At 67.5% G+C, this 21,550-nt stretch carries 14 protein-coding genes; 7 read left to right on the top strand and 7 right to left on the bottom strand.

Annotation, left to right across the window (positions count from 1 at the left end):
• The first annotated feature begins 22 nt into the window (after positions 1 to 22).
• The 5 genes from pglX to MYXE_RS13095 are packed head-to-tail and all read left to right on the top strand — an operon-like array spanning position 23 to position 13,197.
• Positions 23 to 3,583 (top strand): BREX-2 system adenine-specific DNA-methyltransferase PglX, encoded by a 3,561-nt coding sequence (gene pglX / locus MYXE_RS13115; protein ID WP_071700405.1) that lies wholly within the window; start codon positions 23 to 25, stop codon positions 3,581 to 3,583.
• The gene (locus MYXE_RS13110; protein ID WP_085198627.1) at positions 3,580 to 7,242 is read left to right on the top strand and encodes a DUF6079 family protein; all 3,663 of its coding nucleotides are present in this window, start codon (positions 3,580 to 3,582) and stop codon (positions 7,240 to 7,242) included. Before pglX ends, MYXE_RS13110 begins: the two co-directional genes overlap by 4 nt.
• A complete protein-coding gene (gene pglZ / locus MYXE_RS13105) occupies positions 7,239 to 9,848 on the top strand; it encodes a BREX-2 system phosphatase PglZ (protein ID WP_085198284.1) in 2,610 nt (869 codons plus the stop codon). Before MYXE_RS13110 ends, pglZ begins: the two co-directional genes overlap by 4 nt.
• Positions 9,845 to 11,119: a BREX system ATP-binding protein BrxD gene (gene brxD / locus MYXE_RS13100; RefSeq protein ID WP_085198281.1), complete on the top strand. Its 1,275-nt coding sequence runs from the start codon at positions 9,845 to 9,847 to the stop codon at positions 11,117 to 11,119. Before pglZ ends, brxD begins: the two co-directional genes overlap by 4 nt.
• Entirely contained in the window at positions 11,119 to 13,197 is a 2,079-nt protein-coding gene (locus tag MYXE_RS13095; RefSeq protein ID WP_085198278.1) for a DEAD/DEAH box helicase, read from the top strand. The genes brxD and MYXE_RS13095 overlap by 1 nt, the downstream gene beginning before the upstream one ends.
• Here MYXE_RS13095 and MYXE_RS25295 read toward each other — a convergent pair.
• On the bottom strand, positions 13,121 to 13,819 hold the full coding sequence (locus MYXE_RS25295) for a hypothetical protein (RefSeq protein WP_415624424.1): 699 nt from the start codon (positions 13,817 to 13,819) through the stop codon (positions 13,121 to 13,123). The genes MYXE_RS13095 and MYXE_RS25295 overlap by 77 nt on opposite strands.
• Positions 13,820 to 14,682: 863 nt before the next feature.
• Between MYXE_RS25295 and rpsA the strand changes: the two genes are divergently transcribed.
• Both rpsA and coaE read left to right on the top strand, forming a co-directional pair.
• A complete protein-coding gene (rpsA, locus tag MYXE_RS13085) occupies positions 14,683 to 16,143 on the top strand; it encodes a 30S ribosomal protein S1 (protein WP_003920384.1) in 1,461 nt (486 codons plus the stop codon).
• Positions 16,144 to 16,149: 6 nt separating this feature from the next.
• On the top strand, positions 16,150 to 17,370 hold the full coding sequence (gene coaE, locus MYXE_RS13080; protein ID WP_003920385.1) for a dephospho-CoA kinase: 1,221 nt from the start codon (positions 16,150 to 16,152) through the stop codon (positions 17,368 to 17,370).
• 4 nt (positions 17,371 to 17,374) lie between these two features.
• On the opposite strand, the gene MYXE_RS13075 is transcribed toward coaE, so the two are convergent.
• The 6 genes from MYXE_RS13075 to MYXE_RS13050 are packed head-to-tail and all read right to left on the bottom strand — an operon-like array spanning position 17,375 to position 21,536.
• The gene (locus tag MYXE_RS13075; RefSeq protein WP_085198270.1) at positions 17,375 to 17,794 is read right to left on the bottom strand and encodes a hypothetical protein; all 420 of its coding nucleotides are present in this window, start codon (positions 17,792 to 17,794) and stop codon (positions 17,375 to 17,377) included.
• A gap of 48 nt (positions 17,795 to 17,842) precedes the next feature.
• Positions 17,843 to 18,628, bottom strand: coding sequence for an Fpg/Nei family DNA glycosylase (locus MYXE_RS13070; protein WP_003920387.1), 786 nt, complete (start codon positions 18,626 to 18,628; stop codon positions 17,843 to 17,845).
• Entirely contained in the window at positions 18,612 to 19,511 is a 900-nt protein-coding gene (gene ligD, locus MYXE_RS13065; protein WP_003920388.1) for a non-homologous end-joining DNA ligase, read from the bottom strand. The genes MYXE_RS13070 and ligD (MYXE_RS13065) overlap by 17 nt, the downstream gene beginning before the upstream one ends.
• A complete protein-coding gene (ligD, locus tag MYXE_RS13060; protein WP_071700294.1) occupies positions 19,511 to 20,500 on the bottom strand; it encodes a non-homologous end-joining DNA ligase in 990 nt (329 codons plus the stop codon). Before ligD (MYXE_RS13060) ends, ligD (MYXE_RS13065) begins: the two co-directional genes overlap by 1 nt.
• Positions 20,497 to 21,066 carry a DNA polymerase ligase N-terminal domain-containing protein gene (locus tag MYXE_RS13055; protein ID WP_071700293.1) on the bottom strand — a complete coding sequence of 190 codons (570 nt, stop codon included), beginning with the start codon at positions 21,064 to 21,066 and terminating at the stop codon, positions 20,497 to 20,499. The genes ligD (MYXE_RS13060) and MYXE_RS13055 overlap by 4 nt, the downstream gene beginning before the upstream one ends.
• 29 nt (positions 21,067 to 21,095) lie before the next feature.
• Positions 21,096 to 21,536 (bottom strand): ribonuclease FAU-1 family protein, encoded by a 441-nt coding sequence (locus tag MYXE_RS13050; RefSeq protein WP_085198265.1) that lies wholly within the window; start codon positions 21,534 to 21,536, stop codon positions 21,096 to 21,098.
• Positions 21,537 to 21,550 lie beyond the last annotated feature (14 nt).

Raw genomic sequence — 21,550 nt, 5'->3', positions numbered from 1 at the left:
TGGCGATAGGGGATCGTCGGAAATGACTTGGGCTGCAGCGGATCTGGTGGCTGCGCTGCGGCGCCAGGTGTCGGAGCTGGAAGCCGACTTGCGGGCGCGGGTCGACGGCGACGATCACGACCTGCGTCAGCCGGGCGTGTACGAGGCGTGGAAACGGGACTACGACGCGGCATTCGCGGCGCAGCGCACGGCGTCGTCGTGGCAGCAGTGGCGCAACGATCGGGTGACGCAGGCGGCGGTGGCGTGGGTGCTGGTGACGGTGTTCGCGCGCTACTGCGAGGACAACGCCCTGGTGACGCCCCGCTGGGTCGGCGGTGCCACCGGTGACGAACGCGGCCACGCGCTGGATGCGCGACGTTCATATTTCCAGCAGCATCCCGAGCACACTGATCGTGAATGGCTGCAGCAGATCATCGCATACTTCGGGAAGTTCACTGCGACAAAGGGATTGGTGGACGAGTATTCGCCACTGCACCTGGTCGCACCGTCGGGTGATGCGGCGCGGACGCTGCTGGAGTTCTGGTGGCAGCAGAGCGCGACGGGTGAGCCGCTGTATCCGTTCGCCGGGGTGGACACCCGGTTCCTCGGCGACGTGTACCAAGACCTGTCCGAGCACGCGAAGAAGACCTACGCGCTGCTGCAGACCCCGGAGTTCGTCGAGGAGTTCATCCTCGATCAGACGATGGAGCCGGCGCTGGCGGACCGGCCGCTGGAGGGGTTCACCGTGATCGACCCGACCTGCGGTTCGGGGCATTTCCTGCTCGGCGCGTTCCGGCGCCTGCACGAGCGCTGGCAGCGCCACGCGCCCGGCCTCGGCGCCCGCGAACTGGTCGAGAAGGCGCTCGATGGGGTGTACGGCGTGGACATCAACCCGTTCGCGGTGGCGATCGCGCGGTTCCGGCTGCTGGTGGCGGCGCTGCACGCGGCGGGGGATACCAGCATCGAAGAGAAGATCCGATACACGCCGCACCTGGCCGCCGGGGACAGTCTGTTGTGGGGAGCCAATCAGCAGTTACTTCCGGAAGATCTGTTGGCGGGCCCCGTGATTCGTGCCGATTCGACCGAGAACGCCGATGCGCTGAAGGAGATCCTGCAGCGCGAGCACGACGTCGTCGTCGGTAACCCGCCGTACATCACGGTAAAAGACGCAGCGCTCAACACGACGTACCGGCAGCTGTATCAGACGCCGCATCGGAAGTACGCGCTCACAGTTCCGTTCATGGAACTGTTCTTCCGGCTTGCATATTCGTCGGGCCGTGAACGACCAGCGGGGTGGGTCGGCCAGATCACGTCGAACTCGTTCATGAAGCGGGAGTTCGGTTCCAAGCTGATCGAGGAGTTCCTGCCCACGGTTGATCTTCGAGTCGTCATAGACACTTCTGGTGCCTATATCCCCGGACACGGAACACCGACCGCAATCCTGGTCGGCCGCAACCAACGCCCGTCGACCGAGACCATTCGCGCGGTCCTGGGAATCCGCGGCGAGCCGGGCCGTCCAGCCGATGCCGCGAAGGGCCTTGTCTGGTCGACGATTGTCGAGCACGTCGATCAGCCAGGCCATGAGGACGCGTACGTTTCCGTTGCCGATGTGCCGCGAAGCGGCTTCGGCCCCCATCCGTGGAGTCTCTCGGGTGGCGGCGCCGTTGAGCTATCAAAGGCGATCGAAGACGCCGGCTCCGATGTGCTCGGTTCTCTGATAATGCGCATTGGCTTCTTCGGTGTCATGGGCGCAGACGATGCCTTCTCGATTCCATCTGCACTCTTCGCGAGCGGACGCTTCGATAACCAGGTATATCCACTGTTGATTCAAGGTGATGACGTTCGCGACTACACCGCCACGGCAGTCATCCGTGCTTTCTTTCCCTACGACGACGGCCATCAGCTGCTCAGCCTCGAATCGTTTCCCGACGAGTGCAAGCGGTTATGGCGCGTACGAACCGAGCTTGGTAATCGCGCGACGTTCTCTCGTGGGACGTACTTCTCCGATGGGCGCGCCTGGCATGAGTGGCATCAACTCCCGATCGACGCTGGTGCCTCGCCCCTCTCCATCACCTTCGCGTTCGTCGCGACGCACAACCACTTCGTGCTCGACCACGGCGGGAAGGTCTTCAAGCAGTCAGCCCCGGTGATCAAGCTGCCCGCGAGCGCCACAGTCGAGGATCACCTCCGACTGCTGGGTGTGCTGAACTCATCGGTGGCTTGCTTCTGGCTCAAACAAAACAGCCATAACAAGGGCAACGGCGGTATCGGCGGGGGGATCGGCGACGAGGACTGGGAGCCACGATACGAGTTCACCGGCACCACCCTCAAAGACTTTCCGCTGCCCGCCACCACACCGCTGGAGCGCGCCAAGTTGCTGGATGACCTCGCGCAAGCACAACAACAGCAGACCCCTGTGGAGGTCGCCGCGCGGCAGACGCCCGCCCACGCCGTGCTGGAAGCGGCGCGGTCGGAGTTCGCCCGGCTTCGCGGGCTGATGATCGCCCACCAAGAGGAACTCGACTGGGAGTACTACCGCATCTACGGGCTGATCGACAACGACCTCACCTATGGCGGCGATGTCCCCGAAATCGCTCTTGGCGAACGGGCTTTCGAGATCGCCCTGGCGCGGCGCATGAAAGACGGCGAGGAGACCGCATGGTTCGAGCGGCACGGCTCCACGCCAGTCACCGAGATCCCCCAGCACCTGCCCGCCGACTACCGCGACCTGCTGCAGCGCCGCCTGGATGCCATCGACTCCAATCCGCACATCCGCCTGCTGGAGCGGCCGGAGTACAAGCGGCGCTGGGCGATGGAGCCGTGGGACAAGCAGGTGCAGGCCGCACTGAAGGATTGGCTGCTGGACCGCGTCGAGGACCGCGCCCTGTGGTATGACCGCGAGGGCCGGCCCACGGTGTTGTCGGTGGCCCAGCTCGCCGACATCCTCGACCGCAACGAGGAGTTCCGCCGGGTGCTGCGGCTGTGGGCCGGCGACCAGAACGTCCCCACCGGAGCCGCGTTGGCGAAACTGCTTGCCGACGAGGCGGTTCCGTTCCTGGCCGCCTACCGCTACAAGCCGTCCGGGCTGGACAAGCGCGCCGCCTGGGAGCACACCTGGGCACTGCAGCGCCGCGAAGACGCCGGCGAGAAAATCGACGCCCCCATCCCGGTGCCGCCGAAGTACACCAGCGCCGATTTCGCCAAGCCCTCGTACTGGTCGCACCGCGGCAAGCTCGACGTGCCCAAGGAGCGGTTCATCAGCTACCCGAACGCGGGCCGCGAATCGGACACCACCGAACTGCTCGGCTGGGCTGGCTGGGACCACGCGGACCAGGCGCTGGCGTTGGCCGCGCTGATCAGCCAGCGCATCGAGGACGGCTGGGACACCCCGCGGCTGATACCGCTGCTGGCCGGGCTGCATGAGCTTTTGCCGTGGGTTCGGCAGTGGCACAACGAGATCGACCCCGAGTACGGCGAGTCGGTGGCCGACACCATCGACGACGAGCTGACCGCCCGGCTGGCCGAACACCACCTCACCGTCACCGACCTGACCGCGTGGCGTCCCGAGCCCACGCGCAGAACACGAAGGGCCGCAACGTCATGACCACACTGCTGCGCGATGTCATCGACATTCCCGAGCGGGTGGGCAGCGACGACTACGTGCTGCGCCTGACCGACAGCACCGGCGACGACCAGCGCATCGCCGCCGCCCTCGACGAGTACGTCATCACCGACTCGCTGCGAGACAACTTCTTCGCCGCCATCGACCTGGTATCCGACGCGCTAGCCCGCAACACGTCGCGCGCCGCCTACCTCACCGGGTCGTTCGGCTCCGGCAAGAGCCACTTCATGGCCGTGCTCTACGCGCTGCTAGGCAACCACCCCGCCGTGCGGACGTCGAAGTTCCAAGACCTCACCGGACACTACGACGGGCAGCTCTCTGGCAAGAAGATCCTGCGCCTGACCTATCATCTGCTCGGCGCGAAAAGCCTTGAGCAGGCGGTGTTTCGGGGCTACGTCGAGCAGATCACCCGGCTGCACCCCGACGCGCCGCTGCCCGCGGTGCATCTGTCGGACAAGCTGCTCGCCGACGCGGAGAACATGCGCGCGCAGATGGCCGACGACGACAAATTCCTCGCCGGTCTCGGGTCCGGTTCCGGTGTCGGCGATGAGTGGGGCGGCCTCGTCGGCGGTGGCTGGGACCTGCCGCGATACCAGGCGGCCCTTGCCGCCTCACCCGAAGACCCCGAACGGCGCGACCTGGTGTCCGCGCTGGCCGGCAGCTACTTCAAATCGTTCGCCGAGACCGCCGACTACGTCGACCTCGACCGCGGCCTCGTCGTCATCTCCGAACACGCCAAATCGCTGGGCTACGACGCCGTCGTGCTGTTCCTCGACGAACTGGTGCTGTGGTTGGCGTTCTCGGTGCGCGACACCGAGTTCTTCGCCCGCGAATCGCAGAAGATCACCAAGCTCGTCGAGTCGTCGGGCCGCAACCGTGCAATCCCGTTGATCTCCTTCATCTCCCGCCAGATGGACCTGCGCAAGTGGTTCGCCGACGCGGGAGCCTCCGGCGCCGAGCAGGAGGCACTCGACCGCGCGTTCCACTACCAGCAGGGCCGCTTCCGCGAGATCGGCCTGGGCGACGACAACCTCGCCGAGGTCGCCCACGCGCGGCTGCTCGCACCCAAGGACGACGCCGCCCGCGCCGTACTCGACGAGGCGTTCGCGAACCTCACCCGCCGCGCCGAGGTGTGGGAAGTGCTGCGCGACAGCCTCAACACCGACGAGCACCACCGCGGCGCGTCGGAGGCCGAATTCCGGCTCACCTACCCGTTCTCCCCGGTGCTCGTCTCCACGCTGCGCAACCTGTCGTCGGTGATGCAACGCGAACGCACCGCGCTGAAGGTGATGCAGCGCATGCTCGTCGACCGCCGCGACACCCTCACCGTCGACGACCTCATTCCCGTCGGTGACGCCTTCGACTACATCGTCGAGGGCGGCGACCCCATCGACGCGCACGCCGCAGCGATGTTCAAATCGGCTACCGAGCTCTACCACACCCGGCTGCTGCCCTCCCTGCTGGAGAAGCATTCGGTCAGCAGGGAACAACTCGAGGACGATCCCGCTTCGGTACCGGCCGGGTTCCGCGCACACGAACGCATCGCGAAAACCCTGCTGCTGTCGGCCATCGCGCCGAGAGTCCCAGCGCTGCGCGACATCACCGCGCCGCGGCTGGCCGCGCTCAACCACGGATCCATCCGGTCCAAGCTGGCCGGCGGCGAATCCCGCGTCGTTCTCGGCGTTGTGCGCGAGTGGGCGCAGAAGGACGTCCCCGAGATCAGCGTCTCCGACGCCGCCAACCCGGTGATCCGGGTGCAGCTCGCCGACGTCGACTACCAGTCGATCCTGGAACGCATTCGCGGCGAAGATAATTCGGGTCGCCGTCGGGTGCTCGTCCGCCGCCTGGTGCACGAGGCGCTCGGCTTGTCGAGCCGGCAGGACGACCTGAGCGGCGCCGCCACCCGCACCATCGTATGGCGCGGATCGCGCCGCGAGGTCGACATCGTGTTCGGCAACGTCCGCGACCCCGGCTCGCTGCCCGAGCAGTCCTTCGACAACCGGCCGGGCACGTGGCGCGTCGTCGTCGACTACCCCTTCGACGAGGAGGGCTACACCAGCAAAGACGACATCGACCGCATCGACCGGTTGCTCACCACCGGCGACCGGCACACCGTGGTCTGGCTGCCCAGGTTCTTCACCGACGCGGCGATGGCGGACCTGGCGCTGCTGGTCAAACTGGACTGGCTGTTCACCGGCGGCGGCGAGCGCTGGAACGAATACTCCGACCATCTGTCGGCGACCGACCGGGCGCAGGCCCGCGGGATCCTGGAGAACCTGCGCAGCGGCACCATGACCAGCTTCCAGACCTTGCTCAAGCAGGCCTACGGCATCGAGCCCGCCGACCCCAAACGCATCACCGCCGAGTCCCAGCAGTACGACGTGCTCACCTCGCTGTCCCGCGATTTCCAGCCCGAATTGCCGCCCGCCGCCACCCTCGGGGACGCGTTTACCAAGATCGTCGATCAGGCGTATACCGCGACCTACCCCAACCATCCCGCGTTCGAGCCCGCCGACGAAGAACTCACCGCCCGCCATTTCGAGACGGTGCGCGACTACGTCGAGCAGGCCAGCGCCCACCGCGACGGTCGGGTACCCACCAACCCGGGCAACGACCGCAAGATCGTGCGCCGCATCGCAGACCCGTTGCGCGTCGGCAAGGCCACCGAAGACCATTTCCTGTTCGGCGAGGACACGTTCGCCTACTGGGCCCATGAACTCGACCGCGCCGCACAGCAGGCGCAGCCGCTGACCGTGTGTGTGCTGCAAGACCATATCGACGGAATCAGCCCCGCCTGGGGGCTGCGGCCGGAAGCACGCGACCTGGTGATCTGCGCGTGGGCGCTGCTGCGCAAGCGGGCCTGGTTCGAGGCGGGCAGCGCGATCACCCCGCCACCCTTGGGCCGGTTGCGGCCCAGCATCGAACTGCGCGCCGAGGAACTGCCCGCCCAGCAGGCCTGGGACGACGCCCGCGCCAACGCGTCGAAACTGTTCGGCTACACCATGCCGCGCACCTACCTCACCGGCGCCAACGTCGCCGAATTCGCCGCTCAAGTCCGCGCCAAGGCCTCCGAGGCCGTCACCGAACTGGGTCATCTCATCGACCAACTGCAGCCCGCGCATTCACGGCTGGGCTCGACACCCGGCGCCGACGATCGGCTGACCGTTGCGGTGGCCCTGCGGGGCTTCGTCGAAAATCTCAGCACCACAACGGGAAACGTCGCTGTTATCGACGCGATGGCCGCCGTCACCCTTCCCGTCGCCATCGAGACCGCCGGGCAGATTCGCAACGACGCCGCCCGTGACGCCCGTGCCCTGCGCAACTTCAAATGGCCACTGCTGCAGACGTTGCGCGCCGGGGCCGACCGGGCGGGCGAGGCCGGCGACAGCGCGCGGGCGATCCAACGGTCGCTGCAGAACGCGATCGCCGTGCCGGGCCGCTCGTTAAGCGACGAACTGGCCAGCGGAGAGGACAGGCTCGTTGCCTGGGTGGTCGATGACCAGCCGAAGCCTCCCGCCGGTGAGGAGTCCGGTGAGCTCACCGTCAGCAGCCCGCAGGAACTGTCCAGCCTGCAATCGCAGCTGGCGCAGGCATTGTCCAAGCACGGCAAGACAATTCACGTGCGTTGGTGGGTCGAGTGAGCACACTGGCCGTGACCGAACCCATCATCCGGGCACGCCTGGGCAAGGCCAAGGCCAAACGGTACGCCCGCGGCGTGCTCGGGCTGCGCGCCAAACCCGAATGGAACGGCGACACTTTCGATTTCGAAGGCACACCGGTGACCGTCGTGGCCTGCCCGTCGGTGCTGGCGATCTGGGAGGCGATCGACACCCGCGACTCCGACGCGTGGACGGTGGTGCTGACCGACGTCGACGACGACGAGCTCAGCGACACCGTGCTGGCGCATCTGCTCGACGGCAGGCTCATCACCCCTGACCCGTGGGACGCGTTGCGCAGCAACTTCGCCGCGTCCACCATCGAACCCGCGCTGTATCGGGTTCACAACGACCGCGCCATCGCCAACGGCCTGCTGAACATCCTGTCGCCCGACTCCTACACCCCGGCGCCAGGCGGGGTGCTCACCCTGGACCACGCCATGGCCGCCGTCGCGCGCGACGTGCTGAAGATCGTCAACCGCGCCGACGTGGAGATCGACACGCTCGCGGTGCTGGAGTGGAGCCTGTCGGGTAAGGCCGCTGATGGTCTCTCGGCGCTGGCTGCGCGCGGGGGGAGCGAACTCACCTCGGTGTTCCACGGCTGGCTGGCGGGACGCGCCGCGGCCATCGCCGGACCGCTGAGAGCGCTGCTGGCCACCGACCGGATCAGCGAGTTGGTGCCGCTGGGCATCGTGGCCGGGCTGTTCTCGCAGGCTCGTCACGATGCCAAGGCCCTCGGCGTGTTCCTGGGCCGATACGGGCTGACCTCCCTGACGCCCGCCGACCTGGGCGCCTGGTACGTCAACGCCCGCGGTCTGGTGACCAACGCGCTGACGTCACCCCACTCCGTGCTGCAGGCCGCGGCGGCCGTGGTCGACGACCTTGGAATCGGCGCGGCCGCTGCGTCATCGGAGTTGTTGCGCCACGGCCTCGAACACCGGCTCACGGTCCTCGCCGACGCGGTGACGACGGCGCTCACCCGGCCGGAAACGCTACCCGGCGTCGAAAGCGCATGGACCGACGTGCAGAACCATTTCCTGTCTGGATCCGACCCGTCGTGCCCGGCATTCGCCGGCGCTGTCCGCCTCGTTCGCTGGCTTGCCCAAACACCCACCCCTGCAACGGGACTCGCCAATTCCAGCGCACTTTACGTGCGTGAGCTGTCGTGGGTCGACACGGCGTTGGTGGCGGCGTGGCGAGGTGCCGACGGCCCGCACCTCGCCGAGGCGTTGCGCGCGGTCATCGACACCGTCGCGGCCCGCCGCGCCCACCACGATCGCGGGTTCGCGCAGGCGCTGGCCGACGCGCCGAATCCTCCGGTGCAGACCATCGAGAATGTGTTGTCGCAGTGGGTGATACCGCTCGCCAAGAAGACGCCGACGCTACTGCTCGTCATCGACGCGCTGTCACTGGCCGCCGCCAACGACCTCGTCGCGGCCGCCCAACGCGACGGATGGGTGGAGATCTCCGCCGCCGCCGACGGACACCGTGGCGCTGCGCTGGCGGTGCTGCCCACCCTGACCCAGCGCAGCCGATGCTCGCTGCTGTGCGGGGAACTGCGCGAAGGCCCCGACACCGTCGAGCGGGCCGGCTTCGTCGCGCTCATCCGCGAGGCCCAGCTCGAAGCCACCGGCGGCGCGCCGGACCCGATCTTCCACAAGAAGGCGCTCGACGCCATTCCCGCCGGCGCCTCGCTGGCCACCGACGTCAGCAACGCGATCGCCGACGTCGAACACCAACCGCTGGTCGCCGCCGTGCTCAACTACGTCGACGACACCCTGCACCACACCGATCCGGGCAGCGCCGACTGGACACTGACCACCATCACGCATCTGCGCGCGCTGCTACACGCCGCGAAGAACGCCGGACGCGCGGTGGTCATCACCTCCGACCACGGCCACATCATCGAGTACGGCACCAGCACCAAAGTCGAGCGCGCCAACACCTACGGCCAACGCGCCCACGGGGATTACGCCAACGTCGACCCCGACCGCGAGATCCTCGTCGAGGGCCCCCGCGTGCTGACCACCGACCACAAGGTCGTGCTGGCCGTGGACCCCGACGTGCGCTACCAGGTGCGCAACGCCGGCTACCACGGCGGGGGATCACCCGCCGAAGCGCTGGTGCCGGTGGTGGTGCTGGCGGCCGGCACGCTGCCTGACTTCGCGGTACCCGTCGCGGGCGCTGAGCCTCCGTGGTGGCACGCCTCCGCCCCGGTTAGCACCCCGGTCATCACGAAGAAGCCGCAAGAGCCCAGCCTGTTTGACACCGCCGAGCCGTCAAGCACAGTGCCCGAAAAAGTGTTACGCAGCAAGGTGTTCAGCGAACAACTCAAGCTCGCCAAGCGAAACGTCGTGCAGCAGAGCCAAATCCGGGATCTGCTGGCCGCGCTGCTCGCCACCAGCGCGCATGAGATCACGCTGGCGCAGGCGGCAGCGGTGCTCGGCGTCGCAACCGCCCGCGTCAATGGCGCGCTGATGCAGGCCAAACGAGTGCTGGACGTCGAAGGATACGAGGTGCTGCGGGTCGCCAACGGCGTGGTGCGCCTCGACGTCGACGCGCTCAAGGAACAGTTCGGGGTGTCGGAGTGAGCGTGTCGGCGCGGCGGCGCCGCGAGATCCTCGACGCCTTGCGGCGCGGCACCGTGCCGTCCAACGGGCTCGACCAGTTGGCCGTCGGGCTGGGGCGATTCGAAGCCGAACTCGATGCGTCGCTGGACGCCGTCGCTGCCGGGGGCGCGATGTTCAAGGCGGTGCGCGGCGAATACGGCTCGGGTAAGACGTTTTTCGCGCGGTGGCTGGCGGACCGGGCGATGAAGAAGGGCTTCGCCGTCGCCGAGGTCCAGATCAACGAGATTGACACCCCGCTGCACAAACTGGAGACGGTGTACCGCCGCAGCATCGAATCCCTGCGGACCGCGACAATTCCGCCGAGCGCGTTGCGCCCGGTGCTCGACGCCTGGCTGTTCACCATCGACGACGACGCCCGCCAGCAGGGCGTGGACGCCGACACACTGCTGGAACGCCGGCTCGCCGACGTCGCGGCGCGAGCACCGGTGTTCCCGTTGGCGATCCGCGCCTACCGGCGCATGGTCGCCGACGGCGATCACGACGGCGCCGACGGGCTGGTGGCCTGGCTCGGCGGGCAGCCCCATGTCGCCGCGGCCGTCAAACGCCGGGCCGGCATCAAGGGCGATCTCGACCACTTTCTCGCGCTGGGCTTTCTGCGCGGCCTGTTGGCGGTCCTGGCCGACGCCGGGCACCCCGGGCTGCTGCTGGTGCTCGACGAGGTGGAGACGCTGCAACGTATCCGCAGCGACGCCCGGGCCAAGGCGCTCAACGCGTTACGCCAACTCGTCGACGAAATTCACGACGGCCATTTCCCTGGCCTTTATTTGTTGATAACCGGAACTCCCGCCTTCTTCGTGGGCCGCCAAGGCATCCCGTTGCTGCCGCCGCTGGCCGACCGGCTTCACACCGAGTTCGCCAAGGACCCGCGCTTCGACAACCCGCGGGCGCCGCAACTGCGGCTCACCGGGTTCGACCAGCCCCGGCTGATCGAACTGGGCACCCGCGTCCGCGCGTTGTACATCGCCGGCGTGCCCGACCCCAACCGAGTTGCGTCCGTCGCCGACGACTCGTTCCTGCAACGGTTCTCGGCCGCGGTCGCAGGCGAGCTCGGTGGGCGAGTCGGCATCGCGCCGCGGCTGTTCCTGCGCAAACTCGTCGACGTCCTCGACAAGATCGAACAGTTCCCGGACTTCGACCCGTACCGGGATTACGAGGTGCGCATCGCCGAGAACGAACTGTCGCCCGCCGAACGCGCCGCGCTGACCGCCGACGACGTTGCACTCAACTTGTGATGGACGCGTTCGAGCGACTGCATCCCGGGCTGCAATACCATCTGGCAAACACGTTGCGGTGGACCGGTCTTCGTCCCACCCAGGCGCAAGCCGTCGCACCGATCCTCGACGGCCGCGACACCCTCGTCCTCGCGCCCACCGCCGGCGGAAAGACCGAAGCCGCGGTGTTCCCGCTGCTGTCGAGGATGGCCACCGAGGACTGGCAAGGGTTATCGGTGCTGTACGTGTGTCCGCTTCGGGCACTGCTGAACAACCTGCAACCCCGCATCGACGGCTACGCCCGGTGGCTCGGCCGGTCGGCGGCCGTCTGGCACGGTGACGTCGGTCAGAGCCAACGGCGGCGGATCCTCGCCGAGCGTCCCGATGTTTTGCTGACCACGCCGGAGTCGATCGAATCCATGCTGGTGTCCACCAAAGTCGACCCGCGCGTGCTGTTCTCGGGCTTGCGGGCGGTGGTGGTCGACGAGATCCACGCGTTCGCCGGCGACGACCGGGGCTGGCACCTGCTCGCGGTGCTGGAGCGGGTGTCGCGGCTGGCCGGCCGCGAGCTGCAGCGGGTGGGGTTGTCGGCGACCGTCGGAAACCCGTCGGAACTGCTGGCCTGGCTGCAGGGCAGCTTCGTCTCACGGGCGTCGTCGGTGGTGGCACCCGCCGACGGGTCCATTGCCGAGCCCGAGATCACGGTGGATTACGTTGCGTCGCTGGGTAATGCCGCCAAGGTGATCGCGTCGCTGCACGCCGGGGAGAAGCGACTGGTGTTCGTCGACAGCAGACGCCAGGCCGAGGAACTCGGTGTTGCGTTGCGGGATTTCGGTGTTTCGACGTTCGTTTCCCACTCGTCGCTGTCGGCGTCCGAGCGGCGCCGCTCCGAAGCGGCGTTCGCCGAGGCCCGCGACACCGTCATCGTCGCCACCTCGACCCTCGAACTCGGCGTCGACGTGGGCGACCTCGACCGTGTCATCCAGATCGGCTCCACCCGGACGGTCGCGTCGTTCCTGCAACGACTGGGCCGCACCGGCCGTCGCGCAGACACCGTGCGCAACTGCCTGTTTCTGTGCATCGACGACGACAGTCTCCTGCTGGCCGCGGGGATGCTGCAGCGGTGGTCGCACGGCTGGGTCGAGCCGATCACCCCGCCGCCTGCGCCGCGGCACATCGCGGCGCAGCAGTTGATGGCGTTGTGCCTGCAGGAGCACCGCATCGGTATAAGGGAGTGGGCGTCGTGGTGGGGAGATCTGCCCGTGTTCGACGCCAGCTCGGACATTGTGGATTACCTTGTCGCCGAAGGCTTCTTCGAGCCCGACGGGCCGTTCCTGCACATCGGCCCCGAGGCCGAGCGGAAGTTCGGCCGTCGCTACTTCTCCGACCTGACCGCGGTGTTCACCGCGCCGCCGGAGTTCCTGGTGCTCGCTGGACGGGTCGAAGTTGGGACCATCGGCACGGAGTTGCTCACCGACGAGGTCGACGGGCCGCGAGTGCTGCTTCTTGGCGGCCGGTCGTGGCGGGTCACCCATGTCGACTGGGACCGCAGGAGATGCTTCGTCGAACCCGAGGACGGGGGCGGGCGGGCCAAGTGGTCGGGGTCCGGGGGCGGTCTGTCGTACGACATCGCCCGCGGTATGCGGTCGGTGCTGCTGGGGGCGCAGCCGATGGGAGTGGTGTTCACCAGCCGAGCGTCGTTGAAGCTCGCGGAAATCCGAGAAGCAAACGGCGACAACGTGTCTGCAGATGCTTTGATCGTACGACTGCCCGCCGACTCGGCGGGGCGGTGGTGGACGTGGGCGGGCACTGCGGCCAACCGGACGCTGCAGGTGTCGTTGCCGACGGTCGTCGATCCCCGGCAGCGGATCGACGAGAAGTCGCTGCGGCTGTTGCCGGGCATCACGGACGCCGAGTTCTCGGCCGCGCTCGATGGCGTCGAGTGGCGGGAGCCAGCTGTCGACGCGAATGCGCTTCGGGGACTGAAGTTTTCGTCGGCCCTGCCGCCGGAGTTGGCTCGGGTCACGCTGGCCGCGCGGATCGGCGACCAAAAAAGGGCGGCCGAGGTTCTCGGCGATGCCCGGATCGTCGTCCGATAGGTAGCTCCACCCATCTGGGCGGCGAGGTTCTTGACCGCCTTGCGGGCGGCCGGCCCGCCGAACTGCGCTGCCTGCCGATCGGCTGCTTGCGGCCCCGCATCGAGCCCAGCCAGGTCGTCTCGTTGGGCGTCACCAGGCCCGCCGCCACCATGCCGGGCAGCTTGGCGGCCACCATGTGCTGCTGGCGGCGCCGGCTGAAAACCGCCAGCACGACCGCCAGCCCGGAGATCGGCATCATCGACAACACGTAGACGGCCAGGCACACCTCCGCGCTGAACAGGTGACGAGCCGTTCCACACCCATGCATGATCACCGCCCGGCATAGCCGAGCAGAACCCACACCGCCTTGGCTAGGGGGTTTCGCCGCTGCAGCGCGACGCACATCGTAGTCAGCGGGGGACGACAGCGAACGATGCTCCCAGAGGAAAGCCAGCACGAGCAGACGCGGCGGTTCCGGCTCCAGCGGTCCAACACACAGGTAATTCAGCACGACGACGACCATCGCGAGGCTGGAAGGGACAAAGCCGATGGCCGTGCCGACAGGGTTGGCGGCGGTCATCAGAATCACGATCAGCCCGGCGACGGCGCCGAGGGCGATGATTACCCCGAGTGGCGTTCCCACTTTGCGGATTCGCCGCTGAAAGGCGGAGGCCACGGCGCGGCGTAGGACACCGCGGCAGGTTATAGCGCTACCTGATGCAAGCTCGGTCCGTGGCGGAAGGGGCAACTTGGGGCTAGCGGCCCAGATCGAGGCCCGTCATGACACCGCCAGTTTCACACGAGCCGCCCTTCTCAGTGTGAGCGATGCCCGCCCGGCCAGCATGATGTTCGCCACAACGCGCCCGGACGAGCGTGGGCGTTGGTACACCGAGCCCGCGAGTATCCTGACCGCCATCGGAGAGTTTCCCACCGGCAGCCAGGCGACGTCGGCGCATACGCATCGCGCTCTGCGCACGGTGCTGTTCACCGACATGTCGCCTCGACGGAACGCGCGGTCGCGGCCGGTGATGAGCAGTGGCGGGCGGTGCTGCACCGCTTTGATGAGGTCACTGCCGACCTGTCGGAACGCCTCGGTGGCACGGTTGGCCCGCCAGGCCCAGCGAAATTCTGGTTTCCCGCACCGTGCGTGACCTCGTCGTTGGCTCCGGCACGGGCTTTGAGGACCGCGGCACCGTCGAGTTGCGTGGCGTACCGGGCCGCTGGGGAACTCGTGGCGGTCGATCGCCGCGGTCCACAGGCGGGGTCGGTCGGGCGGAGCTGGCAGCAACGCCCACCCCGGAGCCTCGCAGCGCGATGCGCCGGTCGGACCGCGCGGTTGAGATGCTGGCGAGGCGGACACCATGGATCCTGCGCGGGACGACCCGGATCGCGCCGGCAACGAGACGCGGCTGAGGTGAGTTTGGCCAGCATGCACACAGTCGAGTAGCCTCGACGGGTAACTCAATCTATCCCTACGACCAAACCTGTCCGGAGCAACCCAACAATATGCCGAGTCCCGCCGTTTCCTCGCCCCAAGTAGCCGTCAACGACATCGGCTCGAGCGAGGACTTTCTCGCCGCCATCGACAAGACCATCAAGTACTTCAACGATGGCGACATCGTGGAGGGGACCATCGTCAAGGTTGACCGGGATGAGGTGCTGCTCGACATCGGCTACAAGACCGAAGGGGTCATCCCGTCGCGCGAACTGTCGATCAAGCACGACGTCGATCCGCACGAAGTGGTCAAGGTCGGCGACAAGGTCGAGGCCCTGGTTCTCACCAAGGAGGACAAGGACGGCCGCCTGATCCTGTCGAAGAAACGCGCGCAGTACGAACGGGCCTGGGGCACCATCGAAGCGCTCAAAGAAAAGGACGAGGCGGTCAAAGGCACCGTCATCGAAGTCGTCAAGGGAGGGCTGATCCTCGACATCGGGCTGCGCGGCTTCCTGCCGGCCTCGCTGGTCGAGATGCGGCGGGTCCGTGATCTGCAGCCCTACATCGGCAAGGAGCTCGAGGCCAAGATCATCGAGCTGGACAAGAACCGCAACAACGTGGTGCTCTCCCGCCGCGCCTGGCTGGAGCAGACCCAGTCCGAGGTGCGCAGCGAGTTCCTCAACCAGCTGCAAAAGGGCGCGATTCGCAAGGGCGTGGTGTCCTCGATCGTCAACTTCGGCGCGTTCGTCGACCTCGGCGGTGTCGATGGCCTGGTGCACGTGTCCGAACTGTCGTGGAAGCACATCGACCACCCATCCGAGGTGGTGCAGGTCGGCGACGAGGTCACCGTCGAGGTGCTCGACGTCGACATGGACCGCGAACGGGTTTCGTTGTCGCTCAAGGCGACTCAAGAAGACCCGTGGCGGCACTTCGCCCGCACGCATGCGATCGGCCAGATCGTGCCGGGCAAGGTCACCAAGCTGGTGCCGTTCGGCGCGTTCGTCCGCGTCGAGGAGGGCATCGAAGGCCTGGTGCACATCTCCGAGCTCTCCGAGCGGCACATCGAGGTCGCCGATCAGGTGGTCGGCGTGGGCGACGAGGTGATGGTCAAGGTCATCGACATCGACCTGGAACGCCGCCGCATCTCGCTGTCGCTCAAGCAGGCCAACGAGGACTACACCGAAGAGTTCGACCCCGCCAAGTACGGCATGGCCGACAGCTACGACGAGCACGGCAACTACATCTTCCCGGAGGGCTTCGACCCCGAAACCAACGAATGGCTCGAGGGCTACGAAAAGCAGCGCGCCGAATGGGAAGCCCGCTACGCCGAGGCCGAGCGCCGGCACAAGATGCACACCGCGCAGATGGAGAAGTTCGCCGCCGCCGAGGCCGCGGCCGCCGCCGGTGCCGGCGGTGCCGAGCAGCCGCAAGCGAACGGGGGCACGCCTTCGTCTGAGGAGCAGACGGGCGGGTCGCTGGCCAGCGACGCCCAACTCGCTGCCCTGCGGGAGAAACTCGCCGGCAGCGCCTAACTGGCGATGCTTCGGATCGGGCTGACCGGTGGCATCGGCGCCGGAAAGTCGGCAGTAACCGCCACGTTCCAGCAATGCGGTGGGATCGTCATCGACGCCGACGTGATCGCCCGCGAGGTGGTTGAACCCGGAACCGAGGGACTTGCGGCTCTGGTCAACGTGTTTGGTGACGACATTCTGTTGCCCGACGGGTCGCTGAATCGGCAGGCGTTGGCCGCCAAGGCGTTTCAAAACGACGACACACGCAAGACCCTCAATGGGATCGTGCATCCGTTGGTCGCCAAGCGTCGCGAAGAAATCATCGCTGCTGTCCCCGACGACGCGGTGGTGGTGGAAGACATTCCACTGCTGGTCGAATCCGGGATGGCGCCGCTTTTCCCGCTGGTTGTCGTGGTGCACGCCGACGCCGAGTTGCGGGTGCGCCGGCTGGTTGAACAACGCGGCATGGCCGAAGACGACGTTCGCGCCCGTATCGCAGCGCAGGCCAGCGACGAACAGCGGCGCGCCGTCGCCGACATCTGGCTGGACAACTCCGGCAGCATGGCGGTGTTGGCGCAGCGAGCCAGCAACGTGTGGAACCACCGGATAGCGCCGTTTGCGCGCAATCTCACCGCCCGGCAAGCCGTGCGCCAACCCGTGCGGCTGACACCGGCGGACCCGACGTGGCCGGAACAGGCGCGGCGCATCGTCGCCCGGCTGCTGGCCGCCTGCGGCGGCAAGGCCCTGCGGGTCGACCACATCGGGTCGACCGCGGTGCCGGGCCTGGACGCCAAGGACGCCATCGATATTCAGGTCACCGTCGAGTCACTGGCGGTGGCCGACGAGCTGGCTGACGCGTTGCTGTCCGCCGGCTATCCCCGCATCGACGATATCCGTAGCGATATCGCTAAACCCGATCCTCGAAGCACGGTCGCCCAGCACGACCACAGCTACGATGCTGCTTTGTGGCACAAGCGAGTTCACGGCTCCGCCGACCCGGGTCGCCCCACCTACGTTCATGTGCGCGTCGACGGCTGGCCCAACCAGCAGTTCGCGCTGCTGTTCGTCGACTGGCTGACCGCTAACCCCGACGCGCTCGCTGAGTATCTGACCGTCAAACAGAAAGCCGCGGCATCACTGCCCGCCGACGGCAGTATCGCCGAGTACAACGAGGCCAAGGAGCCCTGGCTTCGCGACGCCTACCGTCGAGCGTGGAATTGGGCCGAGTCCATCGGCTGGCGACCGTAACCGGTTACGAGGTTGGTAGCGGCGCGCCGCAGGGCAGCACCCCATTCATCGGATCGGTGCTGCCCGGCACTGGTCGGACGAATTGGTCGACCTGGGCGGCGACGTTGTCGTCGACGTCGATCTCGCAGTGCACGTTAGCCGAATACGGCCAATGGACGGCCACCTGCATGCCGGCTTTCTGCGGATCGGCGAGCACCGCGTTGGCCTGGAATGCGTTGCCGGGCAAAGAGCTAAGGGTGGCGGTATTCGTCTGGGTGTCGTTGATCATGAAGGTGGCCTGGCTGCCGGGGGCCACCCCGTCGATCCTCGCAATGTAGGTGACGTTGTGCAGTTCGGCCGTCGCGGCGGCGGGAACCAACTGGCCGGCGCCTATGAGCGTCGTCACGGCTGCGGTGACGAAACCTATTCGCGTGCTGGCGTTCATGACTGCTGACCTTACCGGCCGCGCTGAGCGCGGGCCACGCGATCTCGGCTAGCGCCGCTCCGGCTGGCACTGCGGGCACCACAGTGACGTTCTGCCGCCGACCCGGCCGCGGAACAGCCGCGCGCCGCAGCGCGGACAGCTCGGGTCGGGCTCGTCGCGCACGCTGGTGAGCCAGCGCGGCAGGCCAGGCACCCGGCCGTGGTGAACCGCGGTGCGCAGGACGCGTCTCATCGTGGTGTGCAACCGTTTGACCTCGTTGTCGTCCAGCCCGGACACCGGCCGCGATGGGTGGAGCCCGGCCTGCCAGCAGATCTCGTCGGTGAGCAGGTTACCCAGCCCCGCGATCACCGACTGGTCCGACAGCGTCGCCTTCAGCCGGCCACGCCGAGCACCCAGCGCAGCGCGGAAGGAGCGCAGGTCGACCTCCAGTGCGTCCGGGCCCAGCGGGCCCGTCACGGCGGCGACGTCGTCGTCAGATGCGGCGAGCCACACGCCGCGCAGCTTCCGCATGTCGGCATAGCGCAACTCGCCGCGATCTAGTCCGACGACCAGCCGCTCGTAGCCCTTTTGCTCGGCGCTGCGGCACGCGTAGTAGGGGTGACCGGTCATGCCGCTGTGCACCAGCAGCACCGGTCCGTCGGTCGGCAAGATCAGCCACTTGCCGTGCCGGCGCGGCGCATCGAACCGACGCCCAACGAGGTTGTGCGCCAACGCCTGGGGGCTGATGTTACGCAGCACGCCGGCGTCGCGCACGTCGACGTTTCGCACTTGCCGGCCCGGCAGGGTATCGGCCAATGCGCGGCGGAACCCTTCCACGTCAGGAAGTTCCGGCATGGATCTTCTTTAAGCGACGCATCGGTTCGGTCAGGGAGCGAGCCCGGCGGTTCATGTTGGCCCATGGATCACGTTGCCGGGCCAGCCGTTTCGGGATATCGCGGATGGTGAACCGGTCCGGGCTCATATTGCGGCTGCCGAGTTCGTCCCACTCCAGCGGGGTGGCTACCGGCGCGCCGCGGCGGGCCCGTACCGAATACGGCGCAACCGCGGTCTGGGCGTAGGCATTTCGCATCACGTCGACGTACACCCGGCCGCGGCGCTTGTCCTTGCGGGCTTCCACCGTGCGGTGCGCGGGATCGTCGGCCACCACGACGTCGGCGACGTCGCGGGCGAATCTGCGGACCGTGTCGAAGTCGGCGTCACCGCGCAGCGGCACCACCACGTGCAGGCCGCGCGATCCGGTCGTCTGCACGTAGCCTGCCAGCCCGATGTCGTCCAACACGCCGGCGACGGCCCGCGCGGTTTCTCGGACCACCGGGAAGTCGTCGCCGGACGGGTCGAGGTCGAAGACGAGTCGGTCGGGTGTGTCCAGCCGGCCCAGCCGGGACAGCCAGGCGTGCACGGTGATGCTGTTTTGGTTGGCCAGCCAGACCAGCGCCTCGGGACGCTGGGCCAGCGGGTGCACGACGGTACCGCCTTCCTTGGCGACTTCGGCCGAGCTCATCCAGTCGGGCATCGTGTCGGCGAAATCCTGCTGGATGAAGCCCTGTTGGTCGATGCCGCGGGGAAACCGCTGCAGGGTCAGCGGCCGGTCCTTGAGGTGCGGCAACATCGTCTCGGCCACCGCGGCGTAGTAGTCGACGAGGTCGGCTTTGGTGATCCTGTCCGCGGGGAACAGCACCCGGTCCGGGTGCGTGATCTCGACTGCGACGCGGGGCATCAGTGCGTCTCCCGAACGACCTCGGCGGGGTCTTTGTCGGTGCGCAGCCCGGTGTAGCGGGGGTGGCGCAGCTTACCGTCACGGGTCCACTCGGTGAACCCGACCTGGGCGACCAATTCCGGCCGCACCCATCGTGTTCCGGGCTCCCGGACCAGCCCGCGGGTAAACGGGCACGCGTCCTGTTCGATGCCGGACAACCGCTGGTGCAGGCTGCGTAATGTGGCCTCGTCGAACCCGGTACCCACCTTGCCGGCGTACACCAGGTCGCGTCCGTCGTAGTAGCCCACCAGCAGTGCCCCCAACCCGATTCGGCTGCCCTTCGGTGCGGTGTAGCCGCCGATGACGAACTCCTGGTCGCGGACGCATTTGAACTTCAGCCAGTTCGTCGATCGACGGCCCTCGTAGGGGGCGTCGGCCAGCTTGGCGATGACGCCCTCGTCGCCGCGGGCGCATGCCGCGCGGTACGCGGCTTCCCCGTGTTCGACGCGGTGCGGGGTGTAGCGCAGCGGATCATGGAATTGAAACATTTTACGCAGCAAGCGTTTACGCCATAGGAGTGGCAATTCGGTAGTGCGCTGGCCGTCGAGGTGCAGCAGGTCGAATATGTAGTAAAACACCGGGATGCCTGTAGCCCGAGCTTGTTTGGGGTTGGTGATACCCAGCCTGCCTTGCAGGCGCTCGAAGCTGGTGCGCCGGCCATCGAACGCCACAACTTCGCCGTCGACGACGAACCGGGAGATTGGTTGGGCGGCAAGCGCATCGACCAACTCGGGGTAGGTTCCGTTGAGCGGCTGGCGGTTACGCGAGCACAGGCGCACCTGATCACCGTTGCGGAACGCCAGGCAGCGCTCACCGTCGAATTTGCGTTCATAGATCCACCGCGGATCGGAAAACCGCCGCTCGGTCAAGGTCGCCAGCATCGGGGCTCGCCAGTCGGGCACCGGCTCGTCGCGCAGGGCCGCGCGGACCCGGGCGGGCAACTCGATCACGACAACTCGTCCAGAGTGCGCCCGGACAGCACCGACTCGGGCCGGCTGCGCACCGGGTTGCGCCGCGCGTCGGCGTCTTCGTCTTTGCGCTTGACCAACAGCCAGGCCTCGTCCTTGCCCCGGCGGATCCGGGTCAGCGCGTAGCCGCCCTGCAACTTCTCGCCGTGCAGGGAAAACGACAGGTGCCCGCGCTCGATACCCTCGGCCATGTCGTAGTCGCTGTCGTTGGTGTAGGTGCCGCGATCCCAGACGATGACGCCCCCCGCCCCGTACTCGCCCTCGGGAATGACGCCTTCGAACGTCTCATACTCCAGCGGATGGTCTTCGGTGCGGCGGGCCATCCGCTTGTCCTTCGGACTGGTCGACGGCCCCTTGGGGATCGCCCAGGAAACGAGTACGCCATCGATTTCCAGCCGGAAGTCGTAGTGGTCGGTGCGGGCCGCGTGATGCTGGACGACGAAATGCGGTTCGCGGCGACGCTTCCCCGACCGTCGAGAACGCTGCCGTCCCCGCGGTTCGGGGCTGCGGCCCGACCGCCGCTTGCGCCGGTACTCGTTCAACGCCATGCCTACCAATTACCCCTCCCGGTCGGGTACTACGCACCGCGCCAGGTGAGTTGCATACCCTCGCTAGCCAACCAGCGTTGCAGGTCATACCCGTGCCGGGCCAGCCCCTCGACGGCGGCGACGGCCCGCCGCACCGCCCGCTCGGCGGTCTTCGGGGTCAGCAGCCCGTAGCGGACAGCGTCCAGCAGTTCGCCGACATCCGCCAGGTCCACTCCACGTCCGGTGCGGACTTCCAGATCAAGGTAATGGTCTTCGGAGCGCCACACCGTCGGACCGGGCGTGTACTCGCCGACGTCCAGATAGAAGGCGTGGTCGCGTTCGTGGCCGGGGTTGAAGTGAAAAATGTTGGCGCGCAAGCCAAGCGACGGCAGCAACCAGGATTCGAGGTAGTGGAACTGGGCCCGGCCGGGGGTGGGCCGCGCCAGATAAAGCCCCCACGGCCGCAGCGTGTACTGGTCGACTGCCCGCACGATGCCCTTCGGAT

It is taken from the genome of Mycobacterium xenopi, assembly GCF_009936235.1.
GTDB lineage: Bacteria > Actinomycetota > Actinomycetes > Mycobacteriales > Mycobacteriaceae > Mycobacterium > Mycobacterium xenopi.
Note: the sequence above shows the minus strand (reverse complement) of the source record. Positions and strands in the feature narration are given on the sequence as shown.

What these genes read in the sequence shown, in the direction of transcription:
- MYXE_RS13075 (WP_085198270.1), bottom strand. Translation starts at nt 17,794, where the DNA reads ATGAACGCCAGCACGCGAATAGGTTTCGTCACCGCAGCCGTGACGACG.
- MYXE_RS13110 (WP_085198627.1), top strand. Translation starts at nt 3,580, where the DNA reads ATGACCACACTGCTGCGCGATGTCATCGACATTCCCGAGCGGGTGGGC.
- rpsA (WP_003920384.1), top strand. Translation starts at nt 14,683, where the DNA reads ATGCCGAGTCCCGCCGTTTCCTCGCCCCAAGTAGCCGTCAACGACATC.
- MYXE_RS13070 (WP_003920387.1), bottom strand. Translation starts at nt 18,628, where the DNA reads ATGCCGGAACTTCCTGACGTGGAAGGGTTCCGCCGCGCATTGGCCGAT.
- ligD (WP_003920388.1), bottom strand. Translation starts at nt 19,511, where the DNA reads ATGCCCCGCGTCGCAGTCGAGATCACGCACCCGGACCGGGTGCTGTTC.
- MYXE_RS13055 (WP_071700293.1), bottom strand. Translation starts at nt 21,066, where the DNA reads ATGGCGTTGAACGAGTACCGGCGCAAGCGGCGGTCGGGCCGCAGCCCC.
- coaE (WP_003920385.1), top strand. Translation starts at nt 16,150, where the DNA reads ATGCTTCGGATCGGGCTGACCGGTGGCATCGGCGCCGGAAAGTCGGCA.
- MYXE_RS13095 (WP_085198278.1), top strand. Translation starts at nt 11,119, where the DNA reads ATGGACGCGTTCGAGCGACTGCATCCCGGGCTGCAATACCATCTGGCA.
- pglX (WP_071700405.1), top strand. Translation starts at nt 23, where the DNA reads ATGACTTGGGCTGCAGCGGATCTGGTGGCTGCGCTGCGGCGCCAGGTG.